The organism is Allobosea sp. 01N443 (assembly GCF_056399325.1).
Window position 1 is genome coordinate 1 of the sequence record NZ_JBFTRC010000111.1, and the last position, 17,988, is coordinate 17,988.

At 61.2% G+C, this 17,988-nt stretch carries 16 protein-coding genes and 4 pseudogenes; 10 read left to right on the top strand and 10 right to left on the bottom strand.

Annotation, left to right across the window (positions count from 1 at the left end; all coding sequences use genetic code 11):
• Positions 1-96: 96 nt before the first annotated feature.
• Together AC1DRP_RS23275 and AC1DRP_RS23280 are read left to right on the top strand one after the other, a co-directional pair.
• Positions 97-447, top strand: coding sequence for a hypothetical protein (locus AC1DRP_RS23275; RefSeq protein WP_476769683.1), 351 nt, complete (start codon positions 97-99; stop codon positions 445-447).
• Positions 448-1,061: 614 nt separating this feature from the next.
• Complete coding sequence (locus AC1DRP_RS23280; protein WP_476769684.1) at positions 1,062-1,361, top strand: helix-turn-helix domain-containing protein; 300 nt, start codon at positions 1,062-1,064, stop codon at positions 1,359-1,361.
• 659 nt (positions 1,362-2,020) lie between these two features.
• On the opposite strand, the gene AC1DRP_RS23285 is transcribed toward AC1DRP_RS23280, so the two are convergent.
• From AC1DRP_RS23285 to AC1DRP_RS23295, 3 genes are all read right to left on the bottom strand, one after another.
• Entirely contained in the window at positions 2,021-2,257 is a 237-nt protein-coding gene (locus tag AC1DRP_RS23285) for a hypothetical protein (protein ID WP_476769685.1), read from the bottom strand.
• A 708-nt stretch (positions 2,258-2,965) separates the two neighbouring features.
• Positions 2,966-4,261 (bottom strand): saccharopine dehydrogenase family protein, encoded by a 1,296-nt coding sequence (locus AC1DRP_RS23290; RefSeq protein WP_476769686.1) that lies wholly within the window; start codon positions 4,259-4,261, stop codon positions 2,966-2,968.
• 41 nt (positions 4,262-4,302) lie between these two features.
• Positions 4,303-5,400 (bottom strand): carboxynorspermidine decarboxylase, encoded by a 1,098-nt coding sequence (locus AC1DRP_RS23295; protein ID WP_476769687.1) that lies wholly within the window; start codon positions 5,398-5,400, stop codon positions 4,303-4,305.
• 703 nt (positions 5,401-6,103) lie between these two features.
• On the opposite strand from AC1DRP_RS23295, the gene AC1DRP_RS23300 reads away from it, so the two are divergent.
• Entirely contained in the window at positions 6,104-6,538 is a 435-nt protein-coding gene (locus AC1DRP_RS23300) for a GreA/GreB family elongation factor (RefSeq protein WP_476769688.1), read from the top strand.
• A 220-nt stretch (positions 6,539-6,758) separates the two neighbouring features.
• Positions 6,759-7,250: pseudogene (locus AC1DRP_RS23305) on the top strand (transposase); the annotation flags it as partial.
• Between the two features lie 50 nt (positions 7,251-7,300).
• Here the strand turns inward: AC1DRP_RS23305 and rnk are convergent.
• From rnk to AC1DRP_RS23320, 3 genes are all read right to left on the bottom strand, one after another.
• Complete coding sequence (rnk, locus tag AC1DRP_RS23310) at positions 7,301-7,729, bottom strand: nucleoside diphosphate kinase regulator (RefSeq protein WP_476769689.1); 429 nt, start codon at positions 7,727-7,729, stop codon at positions 7,301-7,303.
• Positions 7,730-8,186: 457 nt separating this feature from the next.
• A complete protein-coding gene (locus AC1DRP_RS23315; RefSeq protein ID WP_476769690.1) occupies positions 8,187-8,495 on the bottom strand; it encodes a hypothetical protein in 309 nt (102 codons plus the stop codon).
• A 172-nt stretch (positions 8,496-8,667) separates the two neighbouring features.
• Positions 8,668-9,213: a GreA/GreB family elongation factor gene (locus tag AC1DRP_RS23320; protein ID WP_476769691.1), complete on the bottom strand. Its 546-nt coding sequence runs from the start codon at positions 9,211-9,213 to the stop codon at positions 8,668-8,670.
• 679 nt (positions 9,214-9,892) lie between these two features.
• On the opposite strand from AC1DRP_RS23320, the gene AC1DRP_RS23325 reads away from it, so the two are divergent.
• On the top strand, positions 9,893-10,099 hold the full coding sequence (locus tag AC1DRP_RS23325; RefSeq protein ID WP_476769692.1) for a hypothetical protein: 207 nt from the start codon (positions 9,893-9,895) through the stop codon (positions 10,097-10,099).
• A 186-nt stretch (positions 10,100-10,285) separates the two neighbouring features.
• A complete protein-coding gene (locus AC1DRP_RS23330) occupies positions 10,286-11,254 on the top strand; it encodes a universal stress protein (RefSeq protein WP_476769693.1) in 969 nt (322 codons plus the stop codon).
• A gap of 275 nt (positions 11,255-11,529) precedes the next feature.
• Here the strand turns inward: AC1DRP_RS23330 and AC1DRP_RS23335 are convergent.
• A pseudogene (locus AC1DRP_RS23335) lies at positions 11,530-12,709 on the bottom strand (IS3 family transposase).
• 339 nt (positions 12,710-13,048) lie between these two features.
• Between AC1DRP_RS23335 and AC1DRP_RS23340 the strand changes: the two are divergent.
• The 3 genes and pseudogenes from AC1DRP_RS23340 to AC1DRP_RS23350 form a co-directional block, all read left to right on the top strand.
• Positions 13,049-13,504: a hypothetical protein gene (locus AC1DRP_RS23340; RefSeq protein WP_476769694.1), complete on the top strand. Its 456-nt coding sequence runs from the start codon at positions 13,049-13,051 to the stop codon at positions 13,502-13,504.
• A gap of 56 nt (positions 13,505-13,560) precedes the next feature.
• Positions 13,561-14,508, top strand: a complete 948-nt coding sequence (locus AC1DRP_RS23345; protein ID WP_476769695.1) for a DUF72 domain-containing protein — start codon at positions 13,561-13,563, stop codon at positions 14,506-14,508.
• 153 nt (positions 14,509-14,661) lie between these two features.
• Positions 14,662-14,929: pseudogene (locus tag AC1DRP_RS23350) on the top strand (transposase); the annotation flags it as partial.
• 82 nt (positions 14,930-15,011) lie between these two features.
• Here the strand turns inward: AC1DRP_RS23350 and AC1DRP_RS23355 are convergent.
• The 3 genes from AC1DRP_RS23355 to AC1DRP_RS23365 all read right to left on the bottom strand — a co-directional run bounded on the left by AC1DRP_RS23355 (position 15,012) and on the right by AC1DRP_RS23365 (position 17,377).
• Positions 15,012-15,611, bottom strand: a complete 600-nt coding sequence (locus AC1DRP_RS23355; RefSeq protein WP_476769696.1) for a DNA-3-methyladenine glycosylase — start codon at positions 15,609-15,611, stop codon at positions 15,012-15,014.
• A 128-nt stretch (positions 15,612-15,739) separates the two neighbouring features.
• Positions 15,740-17,107, bottom strand: coding sequence for an NAD-dependent succinate-semialdehyde dehydrogenase (locus AC1DRP_RS23360; protein ID WP_476769697.1), 1,368 nt, complete (start codon positions 17,105-17,107; stop codon positions 15,740-15,742).
• A gap of 57 nt (positions 17,108-17,164) precedes the next feature.
• Positions 17,165-17,377, bottom strand: coding sequence for a hypothetical protein (locus tag AC1DRP_RS23365; RefSeq protein WP_476769698.1), 213 nt, complete (start codon positions 17,375-17,377; stop codon positions 17,165-17,167).
• A gap of 386 nt (positions 17,378-17,763) precedes the next feature.
• Between AC1DRP_RS23365 and AC1DRP_RS23370 the strand changes: the two are divergent.
• A pseudogene (locus AC1DRP_RS23370) lies at positions 17,764-17,988 on the top strand (IS481 family transposase); the annotation flags it as partial.

Genomic DNA, 17,988 nt, shown 5'->3' on the forward strand with positions numbered 1-17,988 from the left:
CACACCTATATGATCCTCCCTAATAGCAAGATCGCGCGCCAGACGCTGATCAACTAAAGTGCCCCGAGGCGAAAATATCGCGCCAAGGTGCAGGTGGTGCTCGATCACGAAATCTCGGTCGCGGATGCCAAGGCCCTTCTGGCCGAGGCCGCGGCCAAACCGTCGATCATCGTCTCGTCGCCGCGCCCGGACGTCAGGGTTTTATCCTACGATGCGGAGGGCATCCGCTATCATGTCCGCTTCTGGGTGCCGACCTTCGCCGATGACGTCGATTGCCGCGATGCGGTCTTGTCCGAGATCGATGCAGCTTTGCGGGCTCGCGCCCTACCGCTTCCGCTCACCAGGCTCCGGCTGCTCGCCGGCGGGGCAGAAGGCGACGGGGCGCAGGCAGCGAAGGACTCCGATGGTCAATCCGGTGCGATGACGGGCGACGCCACGGCCGGATAATGCTCGTGCTGAGATCGCGAGTCCGGCCTATAGGCGGACAGATACGGGCGTTCTGTTCAGGCCAGATGGCGCGGCGCTGCACATATGCATCGATAAAGCGCTGATCGCGGCGCCGCTCCCACGCAGGCTCGGCTCGATCTTGCCGCTATCCTTGGCGGCGGATGAGCCGGGGCTGTCGTCAGTCGATTCGAGGCCGGCCGGTGCAACCCGATCGGGTCTGCGGTGCCTGAGGCTCGAACCATGGAAAATTTCGCCAGCGCCGTCGGCCAGTGAGCCTGTCATGACTGTGGAGCCTTCCACGAGGGCCCATCGCACAATATCGTCAAACGGCTTCGCTACACTTCGATACAAGCGGCGGCACTCCGCATTCGGCTTTTCGATATATCTGCAATGTATTTCGCTATTACTTCAAAATCGGATGGGATAAATTATTGTCAATTCTGCGTAATCTTATTACATTGCGATACTGCATACCACAGCACGACATTGCTCTTCACTTTTTGGGTTTCGTGTGCGCTGCTAGACTCTGAGCCGTTGCGGCCGGCTTTTGTGGAGTTCGGCGGCGCTTTGGCTTCATAGTCAGTAGCGATCGTTTCGGCAAAGGGAGATTCACGATGATCACTGGTGGGCAGTGCCGCGCAGCCCGCGCGCTGATTGAATGGACCCGCGAAAAGCTCGCCACCAATTCGAACGTGGATTCCGTAGTCATCGAGGAATTCGAACGCAGGATCAGCGTCCCCGACGACGACGTCCGCAGAACGCTCCAAACAGCGCTCGAGAATGCCGGCGCCGCCTTTATCGACGAGAACGGCGGAGGTGTCGGTGTGCGGCTGAAACTCAACCGCTCCGAGGTCAAGCGGATCGGCATCTTGGAAAATGAAGGTGGCATCGTCGGAACGGATGCCGTTCCATGAACTCCGGGGGCATCCGAGCTGATGAATTACAATGACAGACCGCCGCCGGGCAATCCTGTGCCGGCGCTGTGGCTGATTATCGCCGCGGCGCGAGAGTGGCTGTAATAGCGGCTGTTGGGACGATCTCCCCGGGGATGAGCAGACGGCGCTCAAACGTGTGAAGCGTGAGCCTTATCCTGCGCTCGTACCAGGACTGGCCGAACGAGTGATCTCCCTCGATCTGGCGGTGCTCCTCCACGACGACAAGGTGGGCGATGCTCTTGTCGAGATCGATGTCTTACACGGCGGCATCACCGATGCGGCTCAAGAGCCGGCTTGAGAAGGGCATCCCTCATCCTGAGGAACTGCGCAACAGTGTCTCGAAGGATGCTCCAGTGATCTCCGGCGCCTCCGGAAGCATCCTTCGAGACGCCATCCCTGCCGGAATGGCTCCTCAGGATGAGGGCTGTATGAAATATCAAACAGGCTCTGAGCACCCGAGACCTGTACGGGCTCCTGTCCACGGATAGCCTCGCCGGCCGCGCGCCGGTCGGCAACTGAGAGATACATGGCCTGACCGCAAGCGCAGCCTTGAGACGGCGCGGGCCGGCCATGAACCCATGACCGACCCGCGCCTCGTGCTCATCATGCGAGTTTCAAGTGAAACCCTCGTTTCCCGCCTACTTCTTGCCAACCGACTGTTTTGCGAGGTCGGCAATAGATGTCGCGGCTTGCTTCAGAGGTTTCGGCTTTTTTGGCTTCTTTGCCTCTCGGTTTCCGTTGCGCTTCTGCTTGGTCATTTTGACAGATCCTTCGGACCAGGAGCCATCCAGTTCATCCGGCGCACAGCTGTGCCTTGGGGCGCGGCGAAGCCGCGGTGCCCTGAATGGCGTGTTGACGGAGAAATCATTCGACATGCCGCGCATCCCCCGTGGCGGGACCGAATGCGGGCTCGACGGTTTTCCCTGGCCCGATCGCGCGATGGCCCAAGGCCAGCGCATCGAACCAGGGCTAGGGGCGTGCGTGCTGAGAGGGGGTACAGAAAACCCCGGCGGAGAGTTTGCTCCTCGACATAGGGAGACCATCGGACGTTGCCGACAGAAAGTCAAATTCAGGGAAAATTTTTATCTACCCCTCTTAAATATGCCGCGATCACAATCTATCTGAATTTTATTCCTGCATATTCTGCAGATTGAGAGGTGTTGTTCCAGAATACGCATGGCTTTACCCGGAACAGGAATACGACGACCTGAATAAGGTCAGCGTATCGTCCCGTTTCGGGTCTCCCGCACAAACAGAAATCGTTGTGGCATCGCGCGAACAGAGTTCGCTGCTTGGGGAGTTGTAGCCGTGTCCGTCCGGTGCGGAAGCGTCACCTGCGACCGCTGCCATCAGAGAATTCCGTTGGCTGCCATCCATTGCCCGTCGTGTTTCACGCCGGTTCCAAGGCTGAACCGTTGCATCGAGGACGCGCCCGGTGGCGCCCTCGGAACTGCCTCAGGCCGTGCCGCGATCGGCAGAAGCTGAGCCGCGATCTCGGCGGTGGCACGACCGGCCGGAACGGGAAAGCGCGAGATCGACCGCTTCCCCGTTCCGTTGATCGCCGCCGCTGAACGCCTGCGCGTTCAATCGGCAGGAGCAGCCTCGACCCGGGCCATTTCCCTTGTACCGCGCTTCGGTACGTCAAAATTCAGCAGCCTGTCGCCGAATACATCCTTGATCCGRGTGGACAGCCCCATCCGATCGAGAAGGCCAAGGAACGGGCGTGGCGGCAGCTCTTCGACATTCGCCATCGTCCCGATGTCCCAATCGCCACGGGCGATCAGGATCGCGGCGGCAGCCGCCGGCACGCCAGCGGTGTAGGAGATCGCCTGGCTGCCGACCTCTTCATAGGCTTCGGCGTGATCGGCGACATTGTAGATGAAGACTTCCCGCGCCTTGCCGTCCTTGATGCCCTTTACCACGTCTCCGATGCAGGTCTTACCGACATAGTCCGGGGCCAGCGAGGAGGGATCCGCCAGGACGGCCTTCAGCAGCTTTAGTGGAACGACCTCTTGGCCCTCGGCCGTTCGGACCGGCTGCTCCGACAGCAAACCGAGGTTCTTCAACACATTGAATACGGTAATGTAGCGCTCGCCGAAGCCCATCCAGAACCGGATGTTAGGCACGTCGAGGTTCCGCGACAGCGAATGCACCTCATCATGTCCGGTCAGGTAGGTCGTCCTCTTGCCGACCACGGGCAGGTCCCACTCCTTACGCGTCTCGAACATGCGGTTCGAGGTCCATTGCCGCTTCTGCCAGGACCAGACCTGCCCCGTAAACTCGCGGAAGTTGATTTCGGGATCGAAGTTGGTCGCAAAATAACGGCCGTGGTCGCCAGCGTTCACGTCGACTATATCGATCGATTCGATCTTGTCGAAATACTCGTCGCGCGCCAACGCCGCATAGGCGTTGACCACGCCGGGATCGAAGCCCGCGCCGAGAATGGCGGTCACGCGTGCGCCTCGACAATCCTCACGGCGCTTCCATTCGTAGTTGCCGTACCATGGCGGCATCTCGCAGACCTTCAGCGGATCCTCATGGATCGCCGTGTCGATATAGGCCGTACCCGTGGCGAGGCAGGCGGTCAGCACCGACATGTTGACGAAGGCCGAGCCGACATTGATGACGATCTGACAGTCGGTCTTGCGGATCAGCTCGGCGGTCCGCGCCACATTCATCGCGTCCAGCGCGTGGGGGACCAGCCGACCTCCGGTCTTCAGGCTTCCTTTCTCGTGCACGGAGCGAATGATCGCTTCGCATTTCCCGATGGTTCGCGAAGCGATGTGAATGTCGCCGAGCACATCGTTGTGCTGAGCGCATTTGTGGGCGACCACATGTGCCACGCCACCTGCACCGATTATCAGAACGTTCTTTTTCATTTGGGCTGGTGCCCCTTTCTTTTCCTTGGTTGGGACGAGCCTCAGGACAGGCTCGTCAGGTAGTCCTCGAACGAGAATTCGCGGATGAGCTTCAGGCTGCCGTCGCGCTCGCGCACGRCGATCGACGGCATCTGCACGCCGTTGAACCAGTTCTTCTTCACCATGGTGTAGCCGGCCGCATCCTGGATCGAGATGCGGTCTCCGGGCTTGAGCTCGCGCTCGAAGCGGAACTCGCCGAAAATATCGCCCGCAAGGCACGATTTCCCGCAGATCATGTAGCTGTGCGGACCTCTGTCCGGGGTGATCTTGGCGCTTTGCCTGTAGATCAGCAGGTCGAGCATATGCGCCTCGATCGAGCTGTCGACGATGGCGAGGTTCTTGCCATTGCTGAGTGTGTCGAGGACCGTCACCTCGAGTGTTGCGCTCTTCGTCACGGCGGCCTCGCCCGGCTCCAGATAGACCTGCACGCCGTAGCGCTGCGAAAAGACGAGCAACCGCTCGCAGAAGGCTTCGAGCGGATAGTCGTCTCCAGAGAAATGGATGCCCCCGCCAAGGCTGACCCAGGCCAACTGCTCTATCAGGGGGCCGAACCTGCCCTCGATCTGCGTCAGCATTCGATCGAACAGGGAGAAATCGGCATTCTCGCAATTGTTATGGATCATGAAGCCGTCAATTTGCCCGATGATCGCAGCAACCTTGTCTCCATCCCACTCACCCAGTCGGCTATGCGGGCGGGTGGGATCGGCGAGATCGAAACCGGATGAACTGATCTGCGGATTGAGCCGCAGTCCACGCTCCAGCCCCGCGGTCCTATCGGCGAAGCGCTCTAGCTGGCCGATCGAGTTGAAGATGATCTTGTCGGCATGGGCCACGATGTCATCGATCTCGTGATCGCTGAAGGCGACGCTATAGGCATGCGTCTCCCCGCCAAATTTTTTGCGGCCGAGCTTCACCTCGTAGAGCGAGGAAGACGTCGTGCCGTCCATGTAATCGCGCATGAGATCGAAGAGCGACCACGTGGCGAAGCATTTGAGCGCGAGCAGAACCTTCGCGCCGGAAGCTTCGCGCACTCGCTGGATCGTCTCCAGGTTGCGCAGCAGGGCGTTCTTGTCGATCACATAATACGGTGTCTGGATCATCGATGCATGGTTCCTTCCTATCCGCCGCATGCCTCTGCGGGGACCGTTCAGGGGCAGGTGGTTGCCATCCGGGACCCGCAAATGCTCACGCATTCAGCTGGGCGGCGGATGCGAGCTGGGGCCGCGTGGGAGACGAGGCGGAACGCGCACGCGAAACCGCAGCCGCGGGGAAAAGCCTGACCCAATGAGCCGAGACGATTATGATCCGGCGGGCGAACCTATCGTTCCCGCGCATGAGATCAGCGCTCTCGCGCTGTTCCCGCGACTTTTTCGCTCAACTCGGAACGGATGGGTAAAAACGATTGCCGACAAGCGGGAGAGAGGCGTCCGGAGCCCGGAGAGCATCGCCCCAAGGCGCACTTCCAGGGCGCACGCAGCAAAGACACCTTCCCTTTGGGTGGCGTTCAGCAGAGCTGCGACCATCCCAAATTGGAAGAGGGTGCGATGAAACATGTCATCCTCTCCAATCAGAAAAAGAAGCCTACGTCAGGCAATATTGCTTTCATACGATGGATGGTGTGAAATATCAATAGCCTATATTTTTTGAATTCGTGCTTATAGAATACGGATGAAAAAAGAGATTAAAAAGGCTATTCCCTGATCTAGCGCCAAAAGCGGTAGCACTGCTTCATAGCACAAATATTGACTGATTCAGAGATGGAGGTATAGGCTACCGATCTCTCGACCGCTCGGGATTTTTGCGATGACTGAAGCGCCTTCGATCACTGTAACGACGCTCGATCGCGATCGGCTGCGCCAGATGATCCATCTCGCCACGCTCGCGGGCCCTGCTGCGGCGACGCCGGCGATCGTGCTGCTCTCGAAGGCACTGACGGAAGCGCGCGCGGTTGCGCCTTCCGATATCTCGCGGCACGTCGCCACGATCAATTCCCATGTGACCTATCGCACCCAGGGCCGAGGCAGTCGGGCGCATGTCGCCGCGGTCACCTTGGTTCCCCCCGCAGACGCCGACATGCAGCTCGGCCGCGCCTCAGTCCTCGCCCCTACGGGCAGTGCGCTGCTCGGACTCACCGAAGGAGAGAGTATCGAGTGGCCAGACGAAGCCGGGCAAATGGCCAGATACACTCTCCTCCAAGTAGTTTTTCAGCCCGAAGCGGTTGGCCGGTTCGACCTGTAGGCCGGGCCGGAGAATGAGGGCTTTCAGATCCTCTTTGTCGACACTGCATCCCACATGCTCGAGGATCGCCGGACCTATCGGACCAAGCCGGAGATCGGCTCGAGGAGACCGACCGGGTTCTCGCCGCCTGCGAGCGTTTGGCTGCGCGCTGGCCGATGCCGGCTATGGCCTGCCCGCGCATTCCGGCAGGGCTGAGCGAGCGGGGGATCGGCTCGTCTTGACCTCGATCAACACCAAGATGGTCAGGCTGCGCGGCCGCAGCCCGTGCGGAGAGAGACTGCGCGCGTCTGCTCCTTTCGGGTATTGGCGAACCCAGAGCTTCATCGCAGGCCTGCGCTGTCATCGCCTGACCGCACCATGGATCATCGACAAGGCCATGGATCGGATCGCATTCGATCTCTATGTCGAGACCCAGCTCGCCCCCACACTGGCGAAGGGCGACATCGTCATCCTCGACAATCTCGCCGTCCACAAAAGCGCGCGGGCGGCCCTGTGCCTCGCCGACAGGGGCGCCTGGCTCCTCTTCCTGCCGCCATACAGCCCAGATCTCAACCCGATCGAGATGGCCTTCGCCAAGCTCAAGGCCCATCAGCGAAAGGCCGCAGCAAGAACATTCGACGCGCTCGGGCGCGCCGTCGGCGACATCTGCGATCTCCGTTACCCCTGCAGAATCCGAAGCCTCTTCAGCCACGCCGGATATGCGTCCAATTAATCGTCCGACGCTCTAGTTCCAGCAATCAGCTCTCCAAGGCGGCGCGGCGCTCAGGCCAGCGGCGTCTCATGCTCCACCGGATCGCGGACGGCTYGAACCGTCAGGCGCTTCACGTCGCCGCCGCGCGTGATCCAGTTGATCGACTGGCTGATGGAAAGTCCGATCAGCGCCGTGCCGATCGGCGTCAGGATGGAGATCTTGCCCTGCGCGATATCGGCATCAGGCGGGAAGACGAGGGTCACGGTCGTTTTCTTGCCCGTCACCTCGTCATGGTACACGACCTCGCTGCCCATGCGCACCGTGTCGGCAAGCTGCTTGCCCTTTGCGAGAACGCGGGCGCGCGCCACTTCGTCCGAAAGCTCGGCTGCGACATCGGGGAAGGTGTTGGTCGCGGCGTTGGCGAGCTGAGTGAGCTTCTCATGATCGACGGCGGTCAGCGTGATACGGGGCTTGGCCCCGCCGGAAGTCTGGCTGGTCATTTCGATTATCCTGTTCTGGACGACTGCGAGCCATGCAGGCTTCGCGTGTTGATGGAATGCCCGCGCGTTCGAACGGCGCGGTTCCGGGCTATGGCGCCGGTGGCTTGCTGCGAACCCGAGGCGCGCGAAGCGACGAAACCGGGGTTAGTTGCCCGCGATCAGCTTGCCTGCCCGATGCAGGCCGCGACGGAAGTAAGAGAAGCGCGCCATTATACGTGAATACTTAGTCGCGGCGCGCGAATTGTCAAATCACATGGTTGCCGGCATTGTCACGTTGTCGATAATCCACGCGTCAACACGCCGCAACCCCTGCCTGCGCAGGCCCCCGCAAGGCGGCTTGGGGGCGACGCCGATATCGCGCCGTCAACCGCCCGGCCCTGGCAGGCTTCTGACCGGAGGGACGCGGACCGGTGCAGCGCAAGGCGCGATTGGGGAAGGGGGCAGGCGCAACACGTGCCTAGGGGGCGAAGCGCCGCAACGAAAAGCAGTTACTTGGGCGATAAGCCGCCTCAGTGCCCGCTATCCCTCCATCCAAGTCTAGGCCCATGAAAAGACGCCCGGGGTGGGCTCGGCTTGGGGCGAGGAGGAGAGCCGTGCCGTGGTGCGCGCCGAGCACGAATGGCGTCATTCCCGCAATGCCCAGGATCATGAACCATTCTGGCGTACCGGAGAGCACCGGCCACAGCCGCGCCATGAGGAAGACCCCTACGACCAGGAGGCCGATACCGCTGACGAGGACCGCAAAGATCCAGGCGAAGCCATCCATCCTCCTCCGCCGCTCACGGATGGGTAGAGGGACACGGTCACGGCCAGGCAGGCCAGCAAGGCGAGACCGGTGATCCAGGTCACCGGTTCGGGGGAGGCCACCGGAGAGAGGACCACGGCCAGACTGCCTACGAAAGGCAGAATGAGGATCAGCAGTAGCGGGGAGAGTTCCATCATTCTCCTTTGCCTGGGAGGCGTCGTGCGTTCTTAGGCCATCGGGGGCGATCCGCCAACGACGAGCGCATCGCAGGCGGGTTCGAGGGAAACAGCCCTCGGACGATCCCCGACGTCGTCGCAGGGTCGACCGCCACGACTTCGACCCATGGCGGCGCGCGAACGTCCGCCCCGATCACCGGGGTTCGATCGCCCATCGAGAGACCGAGCAACGTGATGCCGAGAGGCGTGATCACGGATAGCTCCGCGGGCGCCCACATTCCGTCTGCGGGATCGATCAACAGCCGACGTTCGGGCTGCCTCGAGTCCCCGATACGATAGGTGACGAACCCATCCAGCAAGACCGTTTGCTCCGGGATAGCTTCCGCCTCACGCCACTCGGCGCGGCTCAGCTTGCGGACAAGGGTCGACGCGAGCGGATGCATTTGCTCGGCGAGCAACTCCGCCAGCGCTTGCAGCCGCACATAGTCGCCTTCAGGAAGCAGGGTGACGGATCGTTTCAATGTGCAAATCATGGTTGCCACCAGCATTTTGCAGGCAGTCATGACGGAATTGTCCGAATTGCTTGCCGCTCTATGAGACCCGCGCAACCCGGTACGCTGGAGCTCTAGCCTCCGCCCGGACCGGGCCGCGACGCAGCCGGGTCGGGTTCAGTTCCCCGTAATGTGGCACACCCGCTCGAAGAGAAGAGTGAAGGACTCGATCCATGAGATGTACGTGGAGTGTCATAGCCGGGAGGTCAAGGAAACCGATTGCGGCACGGTTGAGATCATCCACAGCCAGCCCTAACAACCGGAAGTACGGAAGAAACCGGCAGATCAACCAAGAGATAATCGTTTTCAACTGAGTCGTTAAACCCGTTACACCTCGATTAATTCTTCTGAACGGGCGATCCAGTTCAGTTGGCCGTCCTGCAACTGTGGCACGACGTCTCACAATGTCTGGGCCTGCTGGCGATGGGCAGGTTCGTAACTACCTTTCACTCTATGAAGGACAGAAATGCGATTAACGCGCTGCGACGCGCACTAAGGCTGGTCTTCGTAATCACGGCGTTCGCCCTGATCGTAGCGGCAGTAATGGAGTGACTCGGACTCGCTGGCTCTCGGTCATGAGACCTTGGAGTGCCGCGCATCGTTCTTGCGACCATGCCCAACCAAGCCCTGTTAAAAGGGTGTCGCAAATCCGGGGTTTCAGGTCGCGCGTCACCATCCGAGGAGCGAGTTCATGGCCGACGAAGTGCGGGTCCGCTGTATGGTGGACGTGCTGATCCATATACTATCGCAACGTTGCTCCCATGGAGAGAAACCGCATCGACTCCCGATCGAAGCGATCATGGGAGGTCGCGTGATCAAGGACGGTCATGAAAGTCGCGGCCAGCCAATTCACAATTTGCGTGCTACCCTGCTGCCTGTCGGCGCGGAGAAGAAGTGATCAGAAAGCTCTCGAATCCCAAATGCGCTGCGAACCACATAACCTTTTCCGTAACTAGCCGCCCACAGCGGCAGGGCCGGTGGTCGTGAACGGTGGCGAATGGCTCACCACCCTGCGTTGTCACAAATGTGGAACGAGATGCGCGTAGGCGAGCTCCCCCTGGGGGATTGGGAAGGCGGAGATCCGATGACACCAGCCGTGCCGAATGTTGGATCGCTGAGGCGCATCCTGGTTGCAACCGATCTTTCGACGAGATCGGACAGGGCGCTCAGGCGGGCCACGCTCATAGCAAAACGCTTGGGTTCTTCACTTTGGCTCGTGCACGTCGTGGATGGCGATCTGCCTCATCGAATGATCGAAGCGGAGCGATCGGCGGCCATGGCCGTGCTCGAGGATACTGTTCGCACGACCTGCGAGGCCGATGGGGTGTCGGCCAATTTCGGGGTCGTGGTGGACGACACGTTCAATGGAATATTGTCTGCCGCGAATGAATTTGGCGCCGACCTGCTCGTCCTCGGCCCGCACCGCAGCCGCTTCCGGGACGTTTTCACTGGAACGACCGTCGAGCGTGTCGTTCGACGCAGCCGCATCCCAGTCTTGGTCGCGATCCAGCCGCCTTCAACTGCTTATGAGCGCACTCTCCTCGCTCTTGATTTTGACGATGCATCGAAGGCGGCAGCCCGGGGTGCCTTGCGCATGGGTATCTTCGACAAGTCCACCGTGAAGATATTGCATGCGTTTGATGCTCCGGCCCTCGGGCTGATGAAACGTTCAATTATGGATCCGGTAGCGATCGACGAGTACGTCGCGAAAGAACGAGTCGAGGCAATCGAGCGGCTTGAGGCGTATACCAAAGAGCTTGGAATTCCACCGACGCCAAGCGGCGTCGTTCTGCGTGAAGGCGGCCCGGCGCAAAGTATCCTGGATGGCGCCCGGGCTGAACGGAGCGATCTTATCGTCCTCGGGACCAGCAAGAAGAGCGGGGCGAAGCGGGTTGTGATAGGCAGCCTCGCCGAGCAGGTTCTTCGCGACGCCGAGCGCGACATTCTCATTATCCCGGTCGACAGCAACGTTGATGGAGCTTCGACCGCCGCGTCGCAAACTCGCGACCCGTTGGACAAAGCAGCGGGCGACCGCGAGCTCAGAGGGCAGTGATGAGGAGGCGATGCCCCACGAACTTCGCGCAAAGAGCACCGTAAGGGGTGCCGCAGCGAGCGCGACAGGAATGAGGATGAGTTCAGTTCCGCCTCGTTGTCAGAAATTGAGAACCCGCCGTGATGCGGCTTCCTCCACACTTCACAATGATGCCCTTGCCAAGGCTTCTTCCAGGGGGATGACAAATAGTTAGGGCTACTGGCATCCCCGCGATGTTGTTGATGATCCGCGCCTCAGCAGTTGATCCGCCCCCGCCGAGCGGTCCGGGTTGAATGTTAGTGGGCGGTTGGCCTGAGCGCCAGCGTGGGCGGCGTAGCTGGTGCGGGTTGCGCAGCCGGCCGCGCGGCCATGGCGGGAATGAAGACCTCCGGCGCGGGAGGCTTGTATCCGAGCGAACCGTGCGGGCCCAGCGTTTGAAGTGCCGCCGCCAGCTTTCGACGACGATCTTCGCCTCGGCGAGGGTGTAGAAGATCTCGCCGTCGAGGAGTTCGTCACGCAGCCTGGCATTGAAGGACTCGATGAAGCCGTTTTCCCAAGGGCTGCCGGGCGCAATGTAGGCGGTCTTGGCGCCAACCGCGCCGATCCATCCCTGCACGGCCTTCGCGACGAACTCCGGTCCATTATCTGACCGAATGTGCCCTGGCACACCGCGCAGGATGAACAGGTCCGAGAGCACGTCGATGACATCGATGGCCTTCAGGCGCCGGTTTACACGGATTGCCAGGCATTCATGGGTGTACTCGTCGATGACGTTCAGCATCCGGTATTTTCTCCCGTCATGGGTGCGGCCCTCGACGAAATCGTAGGACCAGACATGGTTGGGCCGCTCGGCGCGAAGACGAATGCAGGATCCGTCTCCCAGCCAGAGACGGCCGCGCTTGGGTTGGCGGGCCGGAACTTTCAGCCCCTCGCGTCGCCAGATGCGCTCGACCCGCTTGTCATTGACGACCCAGCCTGCCGTCGAGCGCAGCAGCTCGGCGATCTTGCGATAGCCATAGCGGCCGTAACGGCGGGCGAGTTCCACGATATCGGCGGTGAGTTGCTCCTCATCGCCGCGTCCGCGTGGAACCCGGCGGTGGGTCGAGCGATGCTGCCCGAGCACACGGCAGACCCGCCGCTCCGACACATTCAGGACGAGCCGGACATGCTCGATGCAGGCACGGCGACGCGCGGGGCTTACCAGTTTCCCGACGCGGCCTCCTTCAGGATCAGCTTGTCGAGCGTCAGGTCCGCGACGGCGCGGCGCAACCGGGCGTTCTCGGCCTCGAGCTCCTTCATCCGCTTCACCTGATCTGTCTTCAGCCAACCGAACTCACGGCGCCAACGGTAGTAGCTCACCTCCGTCACGCCGATCGAGCGGATCGCGTCGGCAACGGATTGCCCCTGCGAGACCAGCACATCGACCTGGCGCAGCTTCGCGACGATCTCTTCGGGTTTATGACGCTTCTTCGGCATTGCGGTCCTCCTGTCCGCCTCAAGACATACTTCAGGGTGGACCAATTCAACGGGGGTGGATCAGTAGTCGATCGTGCCCATACGTTGAACCGGAAAGCGGAACATACGCGATCGGTCCAGGTTGAAATCTCGGCTATCCGGAAACGTGAGTTGGGTCGGATGACATCCACGCGGAGCATGGACGCCTCCCCTTCATTGGTTGCCGAGTGGCCGCTCCCGTCTTCCGCGACGCTTGGGTCGTCAGTGCGAGCGAAGGGGATCGAACGCGAAATTCGGGCCCGACTGCCCTGGGCAGCGAGGACGTGCATCACGGCTGGGACGGGGCGTATCGCATTGCGTATGTCAGAGGCCGAGACAGATGTATTCAGGGCCGCCTCGGTGTGCATCGCCGACACGCTGGGCGGGATCGCAGGGCTACCCGTACTTCCAAGCGAGGCAGAGGATATTCTGACGATCTCTTCCCGCGAGCGTCACAAGTCGGTGAAAGACGGTCGCCTCAAGAGCATCGGGACACGGACCGTCAAGCTGCGCGGGCGCGCAAAAGCCGTGACGTTCCACGTCTTCGACCCGCGGCAGATCGAGGCCGTGCTTGATGGGGACCTGCCGGCCATCTGGAGAGAGGAGGATGCGCAGGCGCTCGCCGATACCCGGCGGCGTGCGGCGGGGAAGGCCGCGCGGACCCGTGCGGGCAACGGCCAGGGCAAGGCTGGCGACGCCAGAAATGCCCGGGAGGACGCCGCCCGGTCGCAGTTGGACGGCTGGGATGTCTTCGAGGCGGAGGGACTGCTGCGCTAGCAGAACCCCAAATTGGCCATGCGACTTCACCCGCGTAACGGCCGGTCAGGACAATGATGGATACGCAAGCCGCGAAGCGGAAAGCACCTGGATCCGAAGAACGTCGCGAACGGCGGCGGCTGCGCCGAGAGAAGCAGCGGACAGAGAACATTGGGCGCGCCGAAAAAATGCGTGCCGCTCGCCTTGCGGGGACAGTCGCAAAGAGCGGGAATACCTCCTTGGAGGCATCGGTCTATGTCGGCTGCTCGGGATGGTTCTACTGGAAATGGGGTGGACAATTCTACCCGGCGCAGATGCCAACGGGCGAATGGTTCAGCCACTACGCGAAACAGTTCGACACTGTCGAGATCAATGCGTCATTCTATTCGTGGCCAACCGTTGCAAACGTGAAAAACTGGCTTCGTCAACCCGGCGATCGCAATTTCATCTATACGATCAAAGTATGTGAGCTGATCACTCATATCAAAAGGTTTGAGGGCACCAAGACCCTCGTAAAGGACTTTGGGGCGATAGCCGACATTCTCGGGCCACGAATGGGCTGCCTCCTTTTCCAGCTTCCGCCGAGCTACAAGTTCACAAAAGTGAGGCTGACCAGGATTCTGAGCCAGCTCGATTGGGCGCGGCGCAACGTCGTGGAGTTCCGTCACTCGAGCTGGTGGAATGAAACGGTGTACGCGGCTTTTCGTGAGACAGACACGATCTTCTGCTCATGCAGCGGACCCCGACTTCCGGATGACCTGGTGCGGACCGCCGATGAAGTCTACCTGCGGCTCCACGGTCCCGAACGATGGTACCGGCATGATTATTCAGACAGCGAACTGAAAATCTGGGCCGACAAAATCCACGCGAGCGGTGCCAAGAGAGCGTGGATCTACTTCAATAATGACTGTGAAGGTTTTGCGCCAAAGAATGCTCTGGCAATGCGGCGCTTGCTCGAAAATCGACTGTCACACGATCAATCGCCTGTTGCCGCCGAGCCTGGTGCGAAGGCACCGGATGCGTAGATTTCTGCCAGAATCTGGCGCCGACCGGGGACGGCCCGTTCGCCCGGGCTGGCGGGGAAAGTGGTGGGGGAACTTCCGGCTTTCTGAGACATTGGAAAAATATCGGTGCTCGCCAGATCCGATCGCCTCACTTGAGCGAGGGATGAGTCAGGTGATCGTGTCATGGCCGACGCGGCCTATGACGCCTGATCCCCTCAGGCGAAAGATTGCCAAGAAGGGCGCCATCGCCGTCATTCCCAACAACCCGTCACGGGCGCGCAAATATCCCCTCGACAAGCACCTCTACGCCCAGCGCCACCTGATCGAATGCTGCTTCTCGAGGCTCAAGCAGTTTCGTCGGGTCGCGACGCGGTTCGAAAAGACGGCCAAACACTAYCTCACCGTCGTCACAATCGCCGCCATGGTCCTATGGATCAGATAAATGTCCACAGATCCTAGCGATCATGCCTTCCACGCGTCACCGGCTTTCGGCAACACCAAGAAGCCTGGAACCTTTACTATAGCTAAGGGCGGAACGATTCAAGGTTCGGCAGTTCTAGAAGATCGGGCCGCTGCGGAGCGAAGGGGCGGCTCCAGAAGCGTGACCCACGCAGACCGAAGCGCCAGGGCTGCTCGGGCGCTTCGGAAATGCCTATGCGAGTGCCGCTCACGATTGAGGGCCTTTCACTCGGGGCTCGAACGAAGAAAGGGGGTTCCGTCAAACTCAGGCCGTTGTAGACATCGGTTATTCCAAGCGCGCTTGCGAGCCGCCCGGGTCCGGAGCAGATATTTCTGTCCGTCCCTCGCCGCATGATCATCTTATCGATGCCGACCTCCGGGGCTATCGCGCGGATCAAAACGGCGCCATGGCCCTCCGCAACCACGTTGAAACACCAATGCAAGCCGTAGGAGCGGTAGACATAGGCGTGCCCAGAATTGCCAAACATCGTTGCGTTGGCGGGAGTGCGGCCGCGATAGCTGTGTGATGCGGGATCGTCACGAAGATAGGCCTCGGTTTCGACGATCGTGCCACCCACACCGTCGACAAGCAGCAGCGCTCCGATCAGCCTTTTCGCAAGCTCGACGGCGTCAGCGCACTCGAAAGAGGCAGGCGAATGAGGCATCTGGACTCGTCAGGGCCCTTTTGATCACTGGTACGTCGGCGGCAGCCGCCGGAATGTTAGAAGAGAACAGCGGGCCTTACCTATCGATCCCGCGCCGAATGCTCATCGATAAAGAGAGCGAAATGGGCTCAGTTCGGCCGCATGACGGACTTGAGGTTCATGAACTCGTGCAGACCGTGAGTGCCAAGCTCTCGTCCGTGACCAGACGTCTTCATGCCGCCAAACGGCACCTCGGGCGAGGAGGCGAGCATCTGGTTGATCGCAGTCATGCCAGCCTCAATCTCGCGCACGAACCGCTCCTGTTCGCCGACATCATTCGTCCAGACCGACGAGCCCAGTCCATAGGGAATGGCATTCGCGATCCGGATCGCGTCGCCGATGTCCTCAGCCTTGAACAGCATGGCTATGGGGCCGAAGATCTCCTCTTTCATGAGGTCGCCCTCGAGAGGCACGTCGACCAATATCCCCGCTGACATATAGGCGCCCTTGCCGGGCAGCGCCTGGCCGCCGAACAGAAGCTTGGCGCCCGCCGCCTYCGCCGCGGCGAGCTGGTCGAGGACCGTTTCGCGCTGTTCGAAACTCGAAAGTGGGGCCATGTTTGACGCCGCGTCCATCGGGTCGCCGGCCTTCACGGCCTGCATCGCAGCAGAGAACTTCTCCCGGAATGCTTCGTAGATGTCGGCATGGACGATCATCCGCTTGCCGCAAATGCACGACTGGCCGCTGTTTTGGATGCGAGCCGTCACGGCCTGTTTCACCGCCGCGTCGAGATCGGCCGACGGCATGACGATGAAGGGGTCGGAACCGCCGAGTTCCAGCACGACCTTCTTCAACGCCGCGCCCGCCTGCTCGGCCACTGCGCGTCCGGCTGCCTCGCTGCCCGTTAGCGTAACCGCGACGATGCGCCTGTCCGCAATGAGGCCGGCGACGGCGGAGGACTTGATGGCAAGATTCTGGAACACGCCGTCGGGTGCGCCGGCGGCGATCACCATCTCCTCCATCAGCCCGGCGACGCCCTGGACGATGCTGGCATGCTTTAGCAAGCCGACATTGCCCGCCAGGATCGTTGGCGCAAGGAAGCGGACGGCCTGCCAGTAGGGGAAGTTCCAAGGCATGATCGCCAACACAGGCCCCTGCGGCAGGTAGCGCACCTCTGCGCGGCCGCCGCTCGCCATAGCGATCTCGGTCGGCTCAAGCATTGCGGGGCCGTTCTGCGCGTAGTGACGGAAGGCCGCGGCGCTCTTCTGCACCTCGGCGATGGCCGACGCATGGGTCTTGCCCATTTCCCGGACTGCCATCACAGCAAGTTTCTCGCTGTTAGCCTCGTATTGCTCGGCGATCTTCTCCAGCAATGCGGCGCGCTCCGCGATCGGCCTCGCACGCCAGTGCCGGAAGGCCGCCTCCGCCTTGACGATCTTGCTCTCCACCTCCGGTGCGGCCAGTTCGGGATAGGTGGCGATCTCGTCGCCGGTTGCAGGATTGACGCCGCGAAACATGTTGGCTCCTTCGCAAGTGTGCTTCTCGGGGCGCGCGCTAATCGGATCGGGCGGAACTCAGGCTCCGGCGCGGCCCGCTCCGTCATTCTCGACGAAGCCGCCTGGCCGGGCAGGGTGGGGCGGATTCCAGCCGAAGTAGACCTCCGTCCTGACGATCCGGCCAGCGCGTACGGCAAGCAGCTCGACGTTGCGAAAGCGCTTCCGCACCGTTGCCGCCTCGTAGACGACCCAGGCGGTCTCGCCAGCTTCGCCACCGGCTACGAGGGTCATCTCGACCAAGACTTCGCGGTTTGGCCAGCACCGCGCGAAATAGGATTGGCGGTCGAGATCGTTATCGATGGGGCTCGTGAAGCCGTAGTCCTCTGCGATCAGGCGCTCGATCGCGCTGGGTCCTTATCAACGTAGGCTTTGAGCGCTGCCTTCACTGTGGCGAGCGGACCGCCCATGATCTTCTCCTGAAATAGCTTTCATCTAGCCGGCGTCGAAAGCCGCCTGTCGGCTCTCAGATTCTGCGGCCAGTGATTGGTCAACGTCGCGTTGGCGAGGGGGTTCCTTCCATCTCGTAGGATCGCCGCCTTCAGGGGCCGGACTAGGTGTGTAGTCCCGAAATCTGATGGTGCATCATCGATCCTGAGTCGTCAGGAGGAGGATGCATTATGGGAAGCGTTCTTCATGGCAGCGCCCGCACGACGGCGCGTGTTCGAGCCGAGCTCCAAGGGTCGAAAGAGAGCAGYCGGGCCCTTGCCGTCCGCTACGGCTTGAATCCGAAGACTGTGCTCAAGTGGCGCAAAAGGACCACCACATCCGATGCGCCCATGGGACCGAAGGACCCTCGAAGTACGGTGCTGACGCCGGCCGAGGAAGCCATCGTCGTGGCCTTC

Bases quoted from the DNA above. Each gene is read 5' to 3' on its own strand.
- AC1DRP_RS23320 (WP_476769691.1), bottom strand. From the start codon at position 9,213: ATGACTGCCTGCAAAATGCTGGTGGCAACCATGATTTGCACATTGAAA.
- AC1DRP_RS23355 (WP_476769696.1), bottom strand. From the start codon at position 15,611: ATGCCTCATTCGCCTGCCTCTTTCGAGTGCGCTGACGCCGTCGAGCTT.
- AC1DRP_RS23285 (WP_476769685.1), bottom strand. From the start codon at position 2,257: ATGTCGAATGATTTCTCCGTCAACACGCCATTCAGGGCACCGCGGCTT.
- AC1DRP_RS23330 (WP_476769693.1), top strand. From the start codon at position 10,286: ATGACACCAGCCGTGCCGAATGTTGGATCGCTGAGGCGCATCCTGGTT.
- AC1DRP_RS23345 (WP_476769695.1), top strand. From the start codon at position 13,561: ATGGATACGCAAGCCGCGAAGCGGAAAGCACCTGGATCCGAAGAACGT.
- AC1DRP_RS23325 (WP_476769692.1), top strand. From the start codon at position 9,893: ATGGCCGACGAAGTGCGGGTCCGCTGTATGGTGGACGTGCTGATCCAT.
- AC1DRP_RS23365 (WP_476769698.1), bottom strand. From the start codon at position 17,377: ATGACCCTCGTAGCCGGTGGCGAAGCTGGCGAGACCGCCTGGGTCGTC.
- AC1DRP_RS23315 (WP_476769690.1), bottom strand. From the start codon at position 8,495: ATGGATGGCTTCGCCTGGATCTTTGCGGTCCTCGTCAGCGGTATCGGC.
- AC1DRP_RS23340 (WP_476769694.1), top strand. From the start codon at position 13,049: ATGTCAGAGGCCGAGACAGATGTATTCAGGGCCGCCTCGGTGTGCATC.
- AC1DRP_RS23280 (WP_476769684.1), top strand. From the start codon at position 1,062: ATGATCACTGGTGGGCAGTGCCGCGCAGCCCGCGCGCTGATTGAATGG.
- AC1DRP_RS23300 (WP_476769688.1), top strand. From the start codon at position 6,104: ATGACTGAAGCGCCTTCGATCACTGTAACGACGCTCGATCGCGATCGG.